General features: G+C 62.6%; 13 protein-coding genes and 1 pseudogene. 5 read left to right on the top strand and 9 right to left on the bottom strand.

The window, feature by feature from the left end:
* Positions 1-48 precede the first annotated feature (48 nt).
* Positions 49-870 carry an HTD2 family dehydratase gene (locus tag EA798_RS18440; protein ID WP_122099886.1) on the bottom strand — a complete coding sequence of 274 codons (822 nt, stop codon included), beginning with the start codon at positions 868-870 and terminating at the stop codon, positions 49-51.
* A gap of 125 nt (positions 871-995) precedes the next feature.
* Between EA798_RS18440 and EA798_RS18435 the strand changes: the two genes are divergently transcribed.
* From EA798_RS18435 to EA798_RS18425, 3 genes are all read left to right on the top strand, one after another.
* Positions 996-1,889: a LysR family transcriptional regulator gene (locus EA798_RS18435; RefSeq protein WP_122099885.1), complete on the top strand. Its 894-nt coding sequence runs from the start codon at positions 996-998 to the stop codon at positions 1,887-1,889.
* Between the two features lie 72 nt (positions 1,890-1,961).
* Entirely contained in the window at positions 1,962-3,287 is a 1,326-nt protein-coding gene (locus EA798_RS18430; RefSeq protein WP_122099884.1) for a DUF2254 domain-containing protein, read from the top strand.
* 153 nt (positions 3,288-3,440) lie between these two features.
* Positions 3,441-4,748: an MFS transporter gene (locus EA798_RS18425; protein WP_106155256.1), complete on the top strand. Its 1,308-nt coding sequence runs from the start codon at positions 3,441-3,443 to the stop codon at positions 4,746-4,748.
* Positions 4,749-4,753: 5 nt separating this feature from the next.
* Here the strand turns inward: EA798_RS18425 and arfB are convergent, their stop codons facing one another.
* Entirely contained in the window at positions 4,754-5,167 is a 414-nt protein-coding gene (arfB, locus tag EA798_RS18420; RefSeq protein ID WP_106155257.1) for an alternative ribosome rescue aminoacyl-tRNA hydrolase ArfB, read from the bottom strand.
* A gap of 136 nt (positions 5,168-5,303) precedes the next feature.
* Here arfB and EA798_RS18415 point away from each other — a divergent pair, with 136 nt between their 5' ends.
* Entirely contained in the window at positions 5,304-6,347 is a 1,044-nt protein-coding gene (locus EA798_RS18415; protein ID WP_122099883.1) for a metal-dependent hydrolase, read from the top strand.
* Between the two features lie 51 nt (positions 6,348-6,398).
* On the opposite strand, the gene EA798_RS21040 is transcribed toward EA798_RS18415, so the two are convergent.
* From EA798_RS21040 to EA798_RS18385, 7 genes and pseudogenes are all read right to left on the bottom strand, one after another.
* Entirely contained in the window at positions 6,399-7,262 is an 864-nt protein-coding gene (locus EA798_RS21040; RefSeq protein ID WP_420849574.1) for a methyl-accepting chemotaxis protein, read from the bottom strand.
* Positions 7,257-8,351, bottom strand: a pseudogene (locus EA798_RS21035) (HAMP domain-containing protein); the annotation flags it as partial. The gene EA798_RS21040 and the pseudogene EA798_RS21035, both read right to left, overlap by 6 nt.
* Positions 8,352-8,567: 216 nt before the next feature.
* Complete coding sequence (locus EA798_RS18405) at positions 8,568-10,346, bottom strand: ABC transporter ATP-binding protein (protein ID WP_122099881.1); 1,779 nt, start codon at positions 10,344-10,346, stop codon at positions 8,568-8,570.
* On the bottom strand, positions 10,339-10,947 hold the full coding sequence (locus tag EA798_RS18400) for a DsbA family protein (RefSeq protein ID WP_256075918.1): 609 nt from the start codon (positions 10,945-10,947) through the stop codon (positions 10,339-10,341). The genes EA798_RS18405 and EA798_RS18400 overlap by 8 nt, the downstream gene beginning before the upstream one ends.
* 67 nt (positions 10,948-11,014) lie before the next feature.
* On the bottom strand, positions 11,015-11,950 hold the full coding sequence (gene trhO / locus EA798_RS18395) for an oxygen-dependent tRNA uridine(34) hydroxylase TrhO (RefSeq protein ID WP_122099880.1): 936 nt from the start codon (positions 11,948-11,950) through the stop codon (positions 11,015-11,017).
* 122 nt (positions 11,951-12,072) lie between these two features.
* Entirely contained in the window at positions 12,073-12,369 is a 297-nt protein-coding gene (locus EA798_RS18390; RefSeq protein ID WP_122099879.1) for a BolA family protein, read from the bottom strand.
* Positions 12,370-12,382: 13 nt separating this feature from the next.
* Positions 12,383-12,889: a DUF2059 domain-containing protein gene (locus EA798_RS18385; protein WP_106155263.1), complete on the bottom strand. Its 507-nt coding sequence runs from the start codon at positions 12,887-12,889 to the stop codon at positions 12,383-12,385.
* A gap of 147 nt (positions 12,890-13,036) precedes the next feature.
* On the opposite strand from EA798_RS18385, the gene EA798_RS18380 reads away from it, so the two are divergent.
* Positions 13,037-14,431 (top strand): class II fumarate hydratase, encoded by a 1,395-nt coding sequence (locus EA798_RS18380; RefSeq protein ID WP_122099878.1) that lies wholly within the window; start codon positions 13,037-13,039, stop codon positions 14,429-14,431.
* Positions 14,432-14,953 lie beyond the last annotated feature (522 nt).

The raw sequence follows: 14,953 nt of genomic DNA, 5'->3' as shown, positions 1-14,953 counted from the left end.
ACGCGGCCTCAACGGTGGATAAGGCTGCGCCGTTATCCACCCTACGATTCAGTCGAATTCCACTTCGGCTTTCTGCGCCAGGCCGTTGTGGTCGCCGGCCCAGAGTTCGGCCTTGCCCGGCGCGACGATGCGGCCGCCGACCTCGAACGGCTGCGGCGCGATCAGCGGGCGCAGGCCGCGGTAGGCAAAGCGCCGCAGGCGGGCATCGGGATTGGCGCGGCAGAAGGCGCGCAGGTTCAGCGTGGCGATCAGCGGGCCGTGAACGACCAGACCGGCATAGCCCTCGGCCTCGGTGACGTAGGGCCAGTCGTAATGGATGCGATGGCCGTTGAAGGTGACCGCCGAATAGCGGAACAGCAGCGTCGGCGTGGGTGTCACCGCCTCGCGCCAGCCACCGGCGACCATGGGTTCGCCACTGCTGGTCTTCGGCGGGCTCGGCTCGCGGTAGACGATGTCCTGCTCCTCGCGGATGGCCAGGCGGCCGTCCTGCAGGTAGTCGTGCTGCACGGTGACGAACAGCAGCGCACCGGTGCGGCCGTGCTTCTCCTCGATGTGCTTGATGGTCGATACCCGGCGCGCCTCGCCACCGGCCTCCAGTGGACGAAGAAACTCGACCCGGCCGCCGGCCCACATGCGGTTGCGGTTATCGGCCGGGGGCAGGAAGCCGCCGCGCGCCGGGTGACCGTCCTCGCCCAGGCCGCTCTCGGCGATGGGCTCCTGAAAGAAGCACCATTGCCACAACGGCGGCAAGGCCTCGCCATGGGCGGGGGTGGTTTCGCCGAATGTGGCGGCGATGCGCATCAGCAGGTGGCGGCTGAGCTGGTCGTGCACTTCTTCGCTGCGGCCAATCCAGGCAGAGATATCGGTCATTGCGGCTTCCGGTCGTTGTCTTTGTTTCACTGGAGAATGCTACGAAGGCAGCGTTCCGTGAATTTGTATTTACCAACACCAGCGTTCGGCTAAGCTGAACGCCGTTCCAAGCACCGGTATCACGCATGCATTTCGATCTGGCCGACCTGCGCCTGTTCATCCATATCGCCGAATCCCCCAGCCTGACCCAGGGCGCACGGCGCGCGCATCTGTCGCCGGCAGCCGCCAGTGCGCGCATCAAAGCGCTGGAAAGCCAGCTCGATAGCCGTTTGCTCTACCGTGACAGCCGCGGTGTCGAGCTGACGCCGGCCGGACACAAGCTGCTGCAGCATGCGCGGCTGATCATGCGCCAGGTGGATTACCTGAAGAGCGAGTTCACCGAATACGGCACCGATTCGGCCGGTCACATCCGCATCTTCGCCAACACCACGGCCGTAACCGAATTCCTCCCGGAGGTGCTGGCCGGTTTTCTCGCCGAGCGCCCCGGCGTCACGGTGGACCTGCAGGAACGGCTGAGCCGCGACATCGTGCGTGGCGTGCTGGACGGCAGCACCGACATGGGCATCATCGCCGGCCCGGTGCAGGCCGAAGGGCTGCAGGTATTGCACTTCAGCACCGACCGCCTGCTGCTCGCCGTGCCGGTCGGCCATCCGCTGGCCGGGGAAGCACAGGTCACGCTGCGCCAGACCCTGACCTGCCAGCACATCGGTCTGCACGAGGGCAGCACCCTGCTGACCTTCCTGCGCGACCAGGTGGAAAAACTCGGTGGCCAGCTCTCCCTGCGCATCCAGGTTTCCAGCTTCGAGGCGGTGTGCCGGATGATCGAGGCCGGTGTCGGCATCGGCATCATTCCCGAATCCGCGGCGCGCCGACACAGCCGCACCATGCAGCTGGCCCTGGTAACACTGGACGAGCCCTGGGCAGTGAGAGAACGCAGCATCCTGGTCCGCGAACTGGACGCCCTGCCCGGCAGCGTGCGCGCGCTGATCGCGACCCTGGTTCCCGGCGACAAGGCCTGAGCGAACGTTACGCCCCCGATGCTGCCGAAAGGCGGGTAGCCCCGCTTCGGCGGACCATCGCAGGGAGCCCCAATGTCCGCAGTCACCAACAGGCTGTTTCGCCTGTATCACCGCGTCACCGGTAGCATCGCCTTCTACCCGACTCTGATCGCGGTCGGCCTCGCCAGCCTGTGCGTCGTCACCATCGTGCTGGAGATGACCTGGCTACAGCCTTACAAGGAAGACCTCGATCTGGGTCTGGTGAAGAACGCCGACAACGCCCGTCTGATCCTTGGCACGCTGGTGGCGGGCATCATCTCGCTGATGGTGTTCAGCTTCTCGATGGTCATGGTGGTGCTCAACTCGGCCGCGTCGTCGCTGTCACCGCGGGTGATCCCGGGGCTGATCAGCAGTCGCAGCCATCAGGTCGTGCTGGGCGTTTACCTAGGCACGATCATCAACTCACTGATGCTGATCTCGACCATCCAGGAAGGCGACGACATCAACGTGCCGAGCCTGGGCATCTTCCTGGCGCTGGGGCTCGGCGTGATCTGCCTGTGCCTGTTCGTCTACTTCATCCGCTCGATTTCGCTGTCGATCCAGGTCGATTTCATCCTCAACCGTGTCTACAAGCAGACCTTCGATCAGCTGCAACAACGCCATGCGCGGCTGGAGCGCCGCAGCATGGCGGACTGGCCGGATGACGACGGCTGGCAGACCATTCCCGCAAGGCGCTCTGGCTATTTCAAGGCATTGAACATATCAGCCGCCCAGGCGTTGCTCGATGAGCAGGACGCCTGCATGACCGTGCAGGTGCACTACGGCTTTTTCGTCATGCCCGGACATCCGCTGATACGCCTGAACCGGGAGCTGGACGAACGCTGCGTAACGCAATTGCTCGACTGCTTCGACTTCTATGTCGAGGAGTATGCGCACCGGCATTTCTTCTTTGGCTTCAAACAGATCGTCGAGATTGCCGTGCGGGCGTTGAGCCCCGGCATCAACGATCCGGGTACGGCGATCAAGGCGATCGACATGATGGGCGTGCTGTTCGCCGAACGCATGAAGCTGCCGGACCATGACGTGGTTCCCGAAGAAGGCGCCCCGCGGATATTTCTGCGCGAGCTCGACCTGCATCGGATGCTCCTGCTGGCCTTCGGCTCGCTGCGCGGCTACGGCCAGAACGACCTGCAGGTCCTGCTGACGCTGCTGCAAGCCTGCAAGAACCTGCTCTTCAGCGCACCGGGCATCGAGCACGAGCGGGTGATCCTGCGCCATGCGCAAGCGATCCTCGAACAGGCCACCGCCTCGCTGGGCGGAGCGCTGGATCGGCAGGGCATAGCCGAAGCGGTGCGGATGCTGAATCAGGCTGTACGCCACGCTGAACCGCTACCGAACCCAGTAGAGCGGGAATCCTGAGCCATGCCTGCTGCCCAAGCGTTCAGCACGACAATCTCCATGCCTGTCCGACAGGTCACAGCCATATTCGACCAACAGGTCGCATCACGGCGCGCCACCGCACGGGCGTACCTCAACTTGTAATTGGTAGTTTCGTTACTTAGGGTGTTGCCGATGAAATCCTTGATCGCTCCCATCAGTTCCCTGCTTGCTGGCGTGGCGTTGCTGCTGCTCGGCCACGGGCTGCTCAATACGCTGCTGACGCTGCGCGGCGTCGCCGAAGGTTATTCGACGGGGATGGTCGGCCTGCTGATGTCCGGCTATTTCGCCGGTTTCCTGATCGGCACCTGGCTGGCGCCATCGCTGATTCGCCGCATCGGCCATATCCGCACGTTCTCCTTCTACGCCTCGGTGGCCGCCACGGCCGTGCTGCTGCACGTCATGATCGTCAATCCCTGGGTCTGGCTCGTTCTGCGGGTGATCTACGGGATCGCCCTGGTGACCCTGTACATGGTCATCGAGAGCTGGCTCAACGCCCAGGTCAGCGGCGAGAAGCGCGGCCAGGTGTTTGCGGTGTACATGGCGGTAAACCTCGGTGCGCTGGCGGCCGCACAGCAGCTGCTGGGGCTCGACAGCCCGATGGAATTCACCCTGTTCGCCCTGGCGACCATTCTCATCGGCAGCGCCATGATGCCGATCACCCTGACCCGCCAGCCGCAGCCGTCGCTGCCGGACATTCCGCCCACCGATCTGCTGCAGCTCGCACGCATCGCGCCGCTGCCGCTGATGGCGGCTGGCATATCGGGTTTCGTTCTGGGTGGCTTCTGGGGTCTGGCCCCGGTGTACGCCAGCGAAATCGGTTTCGACGCGGCCGGTGTCGGCCTGCTGATGAGTATCACCATTCTCGGCGGTGCGGTGCTGCAGTGGCCGATCGGGCTGTTCTCCGACAAGCATGAGCGGCGTACCGTACTGCTCTGGGTCGTCGCCCTGGCCGCCGTACTGGCGCTTGCCGTGGCTCCGCTGCTGGCAGGCTCGCTGCTGCTGGGACTGATGTTCGTCTGGGGTGGCCTGGCGTTTTCCATCTATTCCATCGCGGTGGCGCAGATGGTCGACCAGCTGAACCCTGACGAGATTCTCTCCGGCTCCAGCGGCCTGCTGCTGGCCAACGGATTTGGCGCGGCGCTCGGCCCGGTGGCCGCTGGCGGCCTGATGCATCTGTTCGGCCCGATTGCACTGCCGCTGTTCTTCGCGACAGGCCTCGGCGTGCTGGCGTTCTATGCTTTCTATCGGCCGCGCAAGGTATTTGACCTGGTCACCGAACCGCACGGACATTTCACGCCGATCCTGCGTACCAGCCCGACGGTGATGGAACTGATGCCCGATACCCCCGAAGACGCGACAACCCAGGAACCGGCGGACGAAAGCGAACTGGACGATATGCCGCCGGCCGAAGCGCCGACCGACATGCGCACCGGAACCTGAACGCGCTAGTAGTCGACCCGGCCGCGCCCGGCCTTGATCGCGCCGCGTTTGCTCTTGCCCTCAAGCCGACGCTTTTTCGAACCCAGCGTCGGTTTGGTCGGACGGCGCGCCTTCTCCACCTTGGTGACACTGCGAATCAACTCCGCCAGCCGCTCCAGCGCATCGAGACGATTCTGCTCCTGGGTTCGATAACGCTGCGCCTTGATGACCACCACACCCTCGCTGGTGATCCGGCTGTCACGTAGCGCCAGCAGCCGCTCCTTGTAGAAAGCCGGCAACGAAGACGCCTGGATGTCGAAGCGCAGGTGCAAGGCACTGGACACCTTGTTGACGTTCTGACCGCCAGCGCCCTGGGCGCGGATCGCAGTCAGTTCGATCTCGGCATCGGGCAACTGCACGGTATTGGAAATTTCCAGCATGAAGGCTCGCAGCGGACGATGGACGCCCGCGATTGTCCTATGCAGGGCTCACCGCCGACACACTTTTTAGATATTTGCAGGACAGACGCCTTCAGCCGTTCGGCTAAGGTAAACCTCCGCCTCAATGGATCTACGCATGGACTCGATCACTCAGGCCCTGCTGGGCGCCAGTGTGCAGGGCGCGTTGCTCGGTCGCTGGCAAGGCCGCAAGGCCCTCGCTTATGGCGCTGTGCTCGGCACCCTGCCCGACCTCGACGTGGTCATCGACTACGGCGATGCGGTGGCCAACATGACCTATCACCGCGGCTTCAGCCATTCGCTGTTCGTGCTGAGTGTGGTGGCCGTGCTGCTGACCTGGCTGGTCAGGCGGTTCCGACCTGACCCGCGGTATTCCGGCACGCGGCTGTTCGCCACCATATGGCTGGTGCTGGTTACCCACGTGCTGCTGGATGCCTTTACCAGCTACGGCACGCAGTTGTTCTGGCCACTGGCCACGCCACCGATCGCCTGGTCCAGCATCTTCATCATCGACCCGCTCTACAGCGTTCCGCTATTGCTCGCCGTGCTGGCGGCTGGCCTGTTCGGGCTAAGCGGGCGAATCGCCAGATGGCCCGCCTACGCACTGATCATCTCAACCGGTTATCTGGGATTCACCCTGGCCGGCAAGCAGATGGCCGAACATCGCGTGCAGTCGGCCGTGGCCAGCCAGGGCATTCAGGCAGAGCGTATGTTCAGCACACCGACACCCTTCAACAGCCTGTTGTGGCGCGTGATCTTGGTGGACGGTGAGCATTATTACGAAACCCTGGTCAGCTGGTGGGATGACGCCCCACCCACCCTGGTACGGCTACCACGCAACGTGCATCTGGCCAAAGCGCTGAGCGATTCACCGCAACACGAGCGATTGCAGTGGTTTACCGGGAACGTGCTGCGCTATGACGAGGATGGCAACCAGCTGCTGGTGACGGACCTGCGGCTGGGCATGACCGGATTTCATCCATTTCGCTTCCCACTCGCTGAGCGCACTGCCAAGGGCTGGCAGCTTGTGCCCCTGCCCGAGCGCCTGCCCGCCAACAGAGGCGATATGGGCCGCCTGGCAAGTCTGTGGCAGCGCATATGGCAGCAGGAACCGGCACTGCCGCTGGCAGCCTGGGCGGCGGAGCTGAACGGCAGTCGATAAGCCAAGCGACTCGGGCGTGCGAGCCGCTTGTGGCTAAGTGACTCGGCGGGGTCAGGTGCGGAACTGGCGAACCAGGCCCTGAAGCTCCACACCGAGGCGTGCCAGTTCGGCGCTGGCCCCGGCAGTCTGCTCCGTCGCGCTGGCGCTCTGGTCGCCGATATCCCGCACGCGCGTCACGCTTTCTGAAATGTTCTCGGCCACCGCGCTCTGCTGCTCAGCCGCCGCGGCGATCTGCTGGTTCATCTGTTCGATGGTGGACACCGACTCGGTGATGCGCCCCAACGCGACACCTGCTTCGTTGGCCAGATCCACGGTGCGCTGGGTGAGGCTACGGCTGCTCTGCATCTGCTCTACGGCTTGCTGCGCTACACGTTGCAGATTAGCGATCAGCCCTTCGATCTCCTCCGTGGAATCATGGGTACGGCGGGCCAGCGCGCGAACCTCATCGGCCACCACGGCGAAACCGCGGCCCTGCTCGCCGGCACGCGCCGCCTCGATGGCGGCATTGAGCGCCAACAGATTGGTCTGCTCGGCAACCGCACGGATCACCTCAAGCACGCTGCCGATCCGTCCGCTTTCGGCATGCAGCGCTTCGATTGCATGAGCAGACTGATCCACCTCGTTGGCCAGATTGCCGATCTGCCCGACCGCATCCTGTACCACCCGATCGCCCTGCCGCGCCTGCTGATCGGCCTGTCGCGCCGCGATGGACGCCTGCTCGGCATTGCGTGCAACTTCCTGCACGGTGGCAGCCATCTCGTGCATGGCGGTCGCGACCTGCTCGGTTTCCACGCGCTGGGTCTGTACCCCGGCGCTGGTCTGCGCGGTCACGGCAGACAGTTGATCGGCGGCGGCCGCGATCTGGCTGACGCCGCCCCCGATGCGACCGATCAGGTTGCGCAGGCTTTGCGTCATGCCATGCATGGCGTTCTGCAGCTGCCCGACTTCATCGCGACGCGCGCTGGCCTCGGAGTACGTCAGATCGCCGTTGGCGACGCGCTGGGCCTGCTGAACGGTACTGCGCAGCGGGCCGACGATCATGCGCGAAATGACAGTGGCCGCCAGCAGGCCGACGAAGATGGCCAGCGCGCCGATCACACCAAGCAGCAGGTAACTGCTGCGCTGTTGCTGCTGCATGGCATTGCTGGCATTGGCCAGCGCCTCGTCAGCGGCAGCGATCACCACCTCGGATTGCTGGGCCATGGACCGTTCCAGCGCGAGCCGCTCGCCACGATTCTGGCGAAACTCATCGAACGCGGCGCGGTATTGGTCCAGTTCCGCGAGGGCCTTGTCCATGGATGCCTTTTGATCATCGCTCAACCAGACCTTCAGGTTGCTGCCGATGGCCGTGACGTTGCCGTGCAGCTCGCTCCAGCTTTTCGCCGCGGCGTCTGAGCTATTGGCAACGAACACGTTCTCCAGGGTTCGCATGTCGAGGATCTGCTTGGTCAGGCCGGAGGTCGCTTCAGCGATCGTCAGCGGGTCGCTACCTTTGAGCCGATCCCCCTCCAGACGCAGCACCCGAACCGCGTCATACATATCCAGCTCGATAAACTCGAACTCCTCCCGGCTGACTTGCGCCGCATCCTGCATACGCGTGCGCAGTGCCACACCGCGCTCGATCAGCTGCATGTAGCGGTCGAACTGACGCCCATATTCCTCAGCCGCCTGACGAATTCGCGTCAGATACGCCCGCTCCGTCGTGCTGGAACTGTCGTCCAAGCCAGCCAGTTCCGTGTTGAGCTGCTGCAGGGAGCTGTGCAGCGCATCAGCAGAAGACTGCTGGCGCGTCAGGGCGAAATCACGCTCCGCACCGCGCGCCGCCAGGATGGATGCGTTGACGCTCGAGAGCTGCTCGATCTGTTGCGCCCGACCGAGGATTTCATCGACCGCAACGAATCCGGTACCGGCCACGCCGAGTGTCAACAGCAAGACCAGGCCGAAGCCGCAGATGAGCTTTTTGCCAACCGAAAGATTGGTGAAGAGATTCAGTACTGGTTCCATCAGAAGGGGTTCCGCAAAAAGGGGCACAACGGGAAGTCGGCAGAGATTTCTAATAGTTGAGCAGCCAGACAGGATATTTTGGCGCCTTGAGACTGGCGGTAGGCTGGGACCTTCTAGCGCTTTGCGGAGACCAGTGCGAGTTGCTTTGAGACAGAGGGCCGGTCACGCGCCTTCAAGGGTCACGCCGAGCCGGCGGAATTTACCGAAGCCCTCGCCCTAGTGCTGCAGGTGCCCATAGAGGCGCGCGTAGAGTCCGCCTTCGGCGATGAGCTGCTCGTGGTCACCGTCTTCGGCGATACGGCCGCCATCGAAAACGAGTACGCGATCAGCCTGTTTCACCGCCGATAAACGGTGCGCAATGATCAGCGTCGTGCGCCCCTTGAGGAAGCGATTGAGCCCCTGATGCAGCGCGTATTCGGTCGCCGCATCGAGCGCCGAGGTGGCTTCATCGAGGATGACCACTTTCGGCTCGGCGAGAATCATGCGTGCCACAGCCAGCCGCTGCCGCTGCCCGCCGGACAGCCGCACCCCGGAACGTCCGACGATGCTGTCAAGACCATTCGGCAACTGGCGAATCGTATCGGCCAGCTGAGCGATTTCCAGCGCTCGCCAGCAGGCGTCATCATCCCGCTCGCGGCCCATCATCAGGTTGGCTCGCACGGTATCGTTGAACAGCGCCGGGTGCTGCAGTACCACCGCAACGTTGTCGCGCACGGTGCTCAGTCCGATTTCTTCGAGGGGCACGCCGCCAAAACGGATCTGACCAGCCTGCGGTTGATAAAGACCCAGCAGCAGCTGCACCAGGGTGCTCTTGCCTCCGCCACTGGCGCCGACAATGGCGACCTTCTCGCCGGGTGCGATGCTGAGATCGAGTCCTTCGAGCACCGGCTCGTCCTGATAGGCGAACTGCAAGCCTCGCACCTCGATTGCGACCGTTGTCTGCCCAGCGAAGGGATCCCGCCCACCGGGATATTGCGGCTCGTCTGCCCGCGCCAGCAGTTGGTTGATCCGCCCCAGTGCCCCGCCGGCCGCGTAGAACGCGTACTGCAGACTCAATAGCTGCTCCACGGGGCCGATCATGAACCAGAGGTAGCTGAACACTGCCAGCATCTGGCCGATCGACAGATCTGAGAACAGCACGGTGAGCATCGCTGCAGCACGGAATACGTCGATGCCGAACTGGAACAGCAAGCCGCTGGCGCGGTTGGACGCGTCGGTCTTCCACTGCGAGGCAACTGCGTAGTCCCGTACTTCGCGCGCGCGCAGCCCCAGGCGCCCGAGGAAGAAGCCTTGCCGATTGCCGGCACGCACCTCCTGGATGGCGTCGAGTGTCTCGGTCAGAGCCTGGGTGAAGCGCGAGGTGCTGTCATTCTCCAGTTTCTTCAGGTGTTTTACGCGCTTGCCCAATTGCACCGTGGCGTAGATCACCAGCGGATTGAACAGCAGGATCAGCAGAGCGAGCTGCCAGTGCATCCACACCAGAATGGCCGCCGTACCGATGATCGACAGCACGGCAACCAGCAGACGGCTTAGCGTGTCGCCGATGAACTTGTCGATGGTTTCCAGATCGGTGACCAGGTGCGCTGCCACCGTACCGCCGCCGAGGCTTTCGTACTCGGCGAGGGCGATGCGCTTGAGGCGCTCGATCAGCCGGATGCGAATGCGGTACACGATGTCTTTGGACAGCCGCGCAAACAGGCGCGCCTGAAGCACGTTGAACACCAGTGCCGAGGCTCGCAAGACCAGCGTTATACCCAGCATCAGCCCGATATATCCCGCCGCGCTTTCCCAGCTGGCAGGCAGAAAGCGATCCATCACCTGCAGTGCAGTATCACCCGCACCCAGCAACACTTCGTCGACCAGCAACGGCAGCAGCAAGGGAATCGGCACGCTGCAGAGCGTCGCCAGCACCGCGACCAGATTCGCCAGAATCAGCGCCTTGCGATGATGCAGCGCGAGCCTGCGGATTTCCGCCCAGCTGAGTTGGTCAGCCATGGGCGTTGCGCTCCAGCCAACGCGCCAGTAGCGGTGCCAGCGCAGGCAAAGGCTGATAGCCATTGGTAACCAGTGCCAGTTGCCCTTCGTGCTCGGCCAGCAACGTGGGGAACCCCGCGATGCCCAGATTCTCCACCCAGATGAAGTCAGCCGCGGTAGCCGCTTTAGTGGCAGAGTCGTCATAACGCTCGGCGAATTCGCTGCGCGAAAGGCCAGCGGATTCAGCGAGGTCGACGAGCACTGATGGTTGGGTCACATCCTGCCCGTGCTCATAAAACGCCTGCTGGATCAGTAATGACAATGACCAGACACGAGCCTCATCAAGTCCACGAGCCGCAACGAGGGCTCTGCAAGCGGGTTCGGTGTCGTAGACCAGTGCTTCGGGCAGCCCCTGCGCCAGGTTGAAAGCCTGCCCCGTCGCCGAATGCACGGCTTGCCAGTAGGACAGTGTGCGCTGGCGCCCGGCCTGATCCATGACGACGCGCTCACGCCGCAGGCCACCGACGCGCAGCTCAAGCGATACGCCCCGTTCCGCCGCTTGCCCGGCCAGCGCCGTCATCACCGGTGCAAACCCCCAGCACCAGGAGCACATCGGGTCCATCACATAGATCAGTCGGGCCACTTCGTTACTCCACTACTGCGTGACGTGCCGGCGCGGCGGCCAGCGCTCAGCGATCCAGTTCGCGCGGGTCGCGGCCGATGGGATGCGGCTGGTTGCGCTGGCGCGCCAGTTCGATCTGCTTCTGCCGCTCGCGAGCGCCGGCGCGGGTTTTCTCGCTCAGCGTATTCCAGCAGTGCGGACAGCTTATTCCCGGAGCGTAGTGCTCCGATTGCCGATCTTCCACGGATAGCGGGGCGCGGCAGGCGTGGCAGAGGTCGAACTCACCGACGCTCAGGTCATGGCGTACCGTTACCCGGTTATCGAAAACGAAGCAGTCACCCTGCCAGCGGCTTTGTGCCTCAGGCACTTCTTCCAGGTATTTGAGAATGCCACCCTTGAGGTGATAGACCTCTTCGAAGCCTTCGCCGAGCATGTAGCTCGACGCCTTTTCGCAACGGATGCCACCGGTGCAGAACATCGCGACCTTTTTGTGCTTCGCCGGATCGTAGTGGGCCTTGATGTACTCGGGAAACTCGCGGAACGACCTGGTTTTGGGATCGACCGCGCCCTCGAACGTGCCGATCGCTACTTCGTAGTCATTTCGTGTATCGATGAGAAGCACTTCGGGATCGGCGATGAGCTCGTTCCAGTCCTGCGGCTCCACGTAAGTACCGACGCGCTTGTTGGGATCGACGCCATCTACTCCGAGCGTGACGATCTCTTTCTTCAGCTTGACCTTGGTGCGATAGAACGGCTGCTCGTCACAGTACGATTCCTTGTGATCGATATCGGCCAGACGGTCATCGCGTCGGAACCAATCCAGCAGCGCGTCGATGGCTTCCCGCGTCCCGGAAACCGTGCCATTGATGCCCTCTTCCGCAAGCAAAAGCGTTCCCTTGATGCCGTGCAGAAGAAGTGTTTCGAGCAAGGGCTCGCGCAACGCAACGTAATCCGGCAGCGATACGAACTTGTACAACGCGGCCACAACGATTCTTTGGGTCATGAATACTTCCACCAGTGGTCACCCGCGTAAAGGGTGGACCGGATACAAACGAAAACGCCGGCGAGGGCCGGCGCGAGCGAAAGTCTAACAAAGAACGCCAGGGCGGTCCTGCGCGAGCGCGCCTACTTATGCCCTCCAGCGCAGACTGGCGACGCCGGGACCACGCGCTGTTGCGCCCACTCCTCAGGCGTGTAGGTGTGCAATGCCAGCGCATGCACCTCGCGCATCAGGTCGCCCATCGCCGCGTAGGCCCGCTGATGGCGCTTGACCGAGTTCAGACCGGCGAACTGCTGGCTGACGATCACAGCCTTGTAGTGGGTCTCCTGCCCCCGACTGTGCATGTGACTCTCATCGAGGACTTCGAGATGTTCTGGCTGCAGGGCTTGCAGGGCATTCTGAATCGAATCGATCTTGCGCATTTACCTGGGTCTCTCAAGGCTTCTGTTTTTCGAGCTCGGCCGTCATGTCGGCCAGCAACTTGTTCACTTCCGGTACGGCACCTTCTAGCTTGACCTGAGTGAGCTGAGCTGAGCGCGCATTGAGCTCCGGCAGCTTGGTCAGCATCTTCTTGCCCAGCGGGGATTGGTAGAAATCGATCAGCTGATTCAGTTCGGTTTCGGAAAACTGGCTGGTGTACAGGGCGACCAGATCGGGTTTCAACTTGTCCCAGCCGATGGCCTTGTCCAGCGCCGTATTGGCCTGAGCCTGGTAGCGCTCGAGCATCGCCCTCTTGCTGTCAGGGGCCTGTGCCTCGGCAAAGCGTTGCGCAAACATCTGCTGCACTTGGGCATAGACGGGCACGGCGAGCCGGTCCGCGTTGGCCAGTTGCAGAAAACGCTCTGCGCTCCCGGCATGGCTTGCGCTATCGGCCAAGGCCGATGAACTGATACAGACAAACAGCATTGCAGAGCGCAAGACCTGGGTACGAAACGTTGGCATTGGACATCCCTTGGGCAGGCTATAGGTAGCCTTCAATGGACACATTCTGCGCCGGGAGTTCCAATGCCTCAAGCCACGAGCGGCACGTTAGGGGAACCGTCGGCACCGCAAGGCACCCTAACCAGTACTATCGAGCAGGAGCATTTCATGACGCGTACAGAAACCGACAGCCTGGGACCAGTCGAAGTACCGGATCAGGCTTACTGGGGTGCCCAGACGCAACGTTCGCTGAGCAATTTCGAAATCGGCACGGAGCGCATGCCGATCGAGGTGCTCCACGCCCTGGCCTTGATCAAGAAAGCCGCTGCACGGGTGAATGATCGGATCGGTGACCTGCCGCCCGATGTGGCTCGCCTGATCGAACAAGCCGCAGACGAGATCCTGCATGGGCAGCACGACGATCAGTTCCCGCTGGTGGTCTGGCAAACCGGCAGCGGCACGCAAAGCAATATGAACGTCAACGAAGTGATCGCGGGTCGCGCCAACGAGCTCGCTGGCGGCACGCGCGGGGGCAAGTCTCCCGTGCATCCCAACGACCATGTGAACCGCGCTCAAAGCTCCAACGACTGTTTTCCGACCGCAATGCACATCGCTGCGGCCAAGGCGGTCCATGCCAAGTTGCTTCCCGCCCTGGCGGAGCTCTCTGGCGGTCTCGCAGAACTCTCGGTCCGACACGGCAAGCTGATCAAGACCGGACGCACCCATATGATGGACGCCACTCCGATCACCTTCGGCCAAGAGATGTCGGCCTTCGTTGCCCAGCTGGACATTGCCGAACGCACGATTCGTCAGACCTTACCGGCCGTGTACGAACTGGCGCAGGGCGGTACTGCCGTAGGAACCGGCCTGAACTCCCCACACGGGTTCGCCGAAGCCATTGCAGCGGAGCTTGCAGCGCTTTCGGGGCTTCCGTTCGTATCTGCACCCAATAAATTTGCTGCCTTGGCGGGACATGAGCCGCTGGTAGCGCTGTCCGGCGCATTGAAGACCCTGGCTGTAGCCTTGATGAAGCTGGCCAATGATCTTCGCCTGCTTGGCTCAGGCCCACGCGGAGGCTTTGCCGAGGTACGGTTACCCGCCAACGAGCCTGGGAGTTCGATCATGCCGGGCAAAGTGAACCCGACCCAGTGCGAGGCGTTGTCGATGCTTGCCTGTCAGGTGATGGGTAACGATATGACGATCAGCTTTGCCGCTAGCCAAGGGCACTTGCAGCTGAACGTGTTCAAGCCGGTGATCATTCACAACCTGCTTCAATCCATTCAGCTTCTGTCAGACGGATGCCGCAATTTCAACACTCACTGCATTACGGGGCTCGAACCTGACCCGGCCCGCATGGCAGAGCATCTGGAGCGGGGGCTCATGCTGGTAACCGCACTGAATCCCCATATTGGCTACGACCGAGCAGCGGAGATAGCCAAGAAGGCCTATGCGCAAGGCACCACACTGCGCGAAGCGGCCATGGAGCTCGGCTACTTGACCAGCGAGGAATTCGATCAATGGGTTCGTCCGGAAACCATGCTCGAATCGGGGCAGAGGGGATAGGACTGGGCTGCTCCTGCCCATCGCCGGCCTTGTGCAACGTGCAATGAAGGGTTTACTGGTATTGAAAGGACGGGCAGGACATCGTGCGTCCGTGATTAGTCGCCCGCCCACATCCCGACTATGTAGCGCGAGGATCGCGTGACGATTGGTCGCTATCGTCACGCGCCGGCTGACACATGAGCTGGGGCTGCGCCAGCAGGCAGGCTGGCCCACTTGTTTGTAACCCGCACGGCCGAACGCCCGAATATGCTCAATCGGCTGAACCGCGAAGTTCCTAGAGCGCCTGCTCCGCAACCTGAATGGAAATGGATTCCAGCAATTGGCTACCACAGTCCTAGAGACTCAACGGGACATCAGCCGTACTTGATAACCCGCTACAACTGATCAGGCCGCACCGATACAACGACGGGCTGCCCAGCGACAATCGAAACCCACTGTCAGGGATGAGTAGACCACTACAGTCTGTAGTTGCCCCAGCGCTGCCAACCTAGAGGCTCACCTCGCCGGCTCTCAAGCGCCACA

Origin of the sequence: Pseudomonas songnenensis, from assembly GCF_003696315.1 — a bacterium.
Taxonomy (GTDB): domain Bacteria; phylum Pseudomonadota; class Gammaproteobacteria; order Pseudomonadales; family Pseudomonadaceae; genus Stutzerimonas; species Stutzerimonas songnenensis.
This window is presented reverse-complemented; position numbering and strand designations above follow the sequence as displayed.

Coding starts and splice junctions, on each gene's coding strand:
- EA798_RS18440 (WP_122099886.1), bottom strand. CDS start 870: ATGACCGATATCTCTGCCTGGATTGGCCGCAGCGAAGAAGTGCACGAC.
- EA798_RS18435 (WP_122099885.1), top strand. CDS start 996: ATGCATTTCGATCTGGCCGACCTGCGCCTGTTCATCCATATCGCCGAA.
- EA798_RS18430 (WP_122099884.1), top strand. CDS start 1,962: ATGTCCGCAGTCACCAACAGGCTGTTTCGCCTGTATCACCGCGTCACC.
- EA798_RS18425 (WP_106155256.1), top strand. CDS start 3,441: ATGAAATCCTTGATCGCTCCCATCAGTTCCCTGCTTGCTGGCGTGGCG.
- arfB (WP_106155257.1), bottom strand. CDS start 5,167: ATGCTGGAAATTTCCAATACCGTGCAGTTGCCCGATGCCGAGATCGAA.
- EA798_RS18415 (WP_122099883.1), top strand. CDS start 5,304: ATGGACTCGATCACTCAGGCCCTGCTGGGCGCCAGTGTGCAGGGCGCG.
- EA798_RS21040 (WP_420849574.1), bottom strand. CDS start 7,262: ATGACGCAAAGCCTGCGCAACCTGATCGGTCGCATCGGGGGCGGCGTC.
- EA798_RS18405 (WP_122099881.1), bottom strand. CDS start 10,346: ATGGCTGACCAACTCAGCTGGGCGGAAATCCGCAGGCTCGCGCTGCAT.
- EA798_RS18400 (WP_256075918.1), bottom strand. CDS start 10,947: ATGGACCCGATGTGCTCCTGGTGCTGGGGGTTTGCACCGGTGATGACG.
- trhO (WP_122099880.1), bottom strand. CDS start 11,950: ATGACCCAAAGAATCGTTGTGGCCGCGTTGTACAAGTTCGTATCGCTG.
- EA798_RS18390 (WP_122099879.1), bottom strand. CDS start 12,369: ATGCGCAAGATCGATTCGATTCAGAATGCCCTGCAAGCCCTGCAGCCA.
- EA798_RS18385 (WP_106155263.1), bottom strand. CDS start 12,889: ATGCCAACGTTTCGTACCCAGGTCTTGCGCTCTGCAATGCTGTTTGTC.
- EA798_RS18380 (WP_122099878.1), top strand. CDS start 13,037: ATGACGCGTACAGAAACCGACAGCCTGGGACCAGTCGAAGTACCGGAT.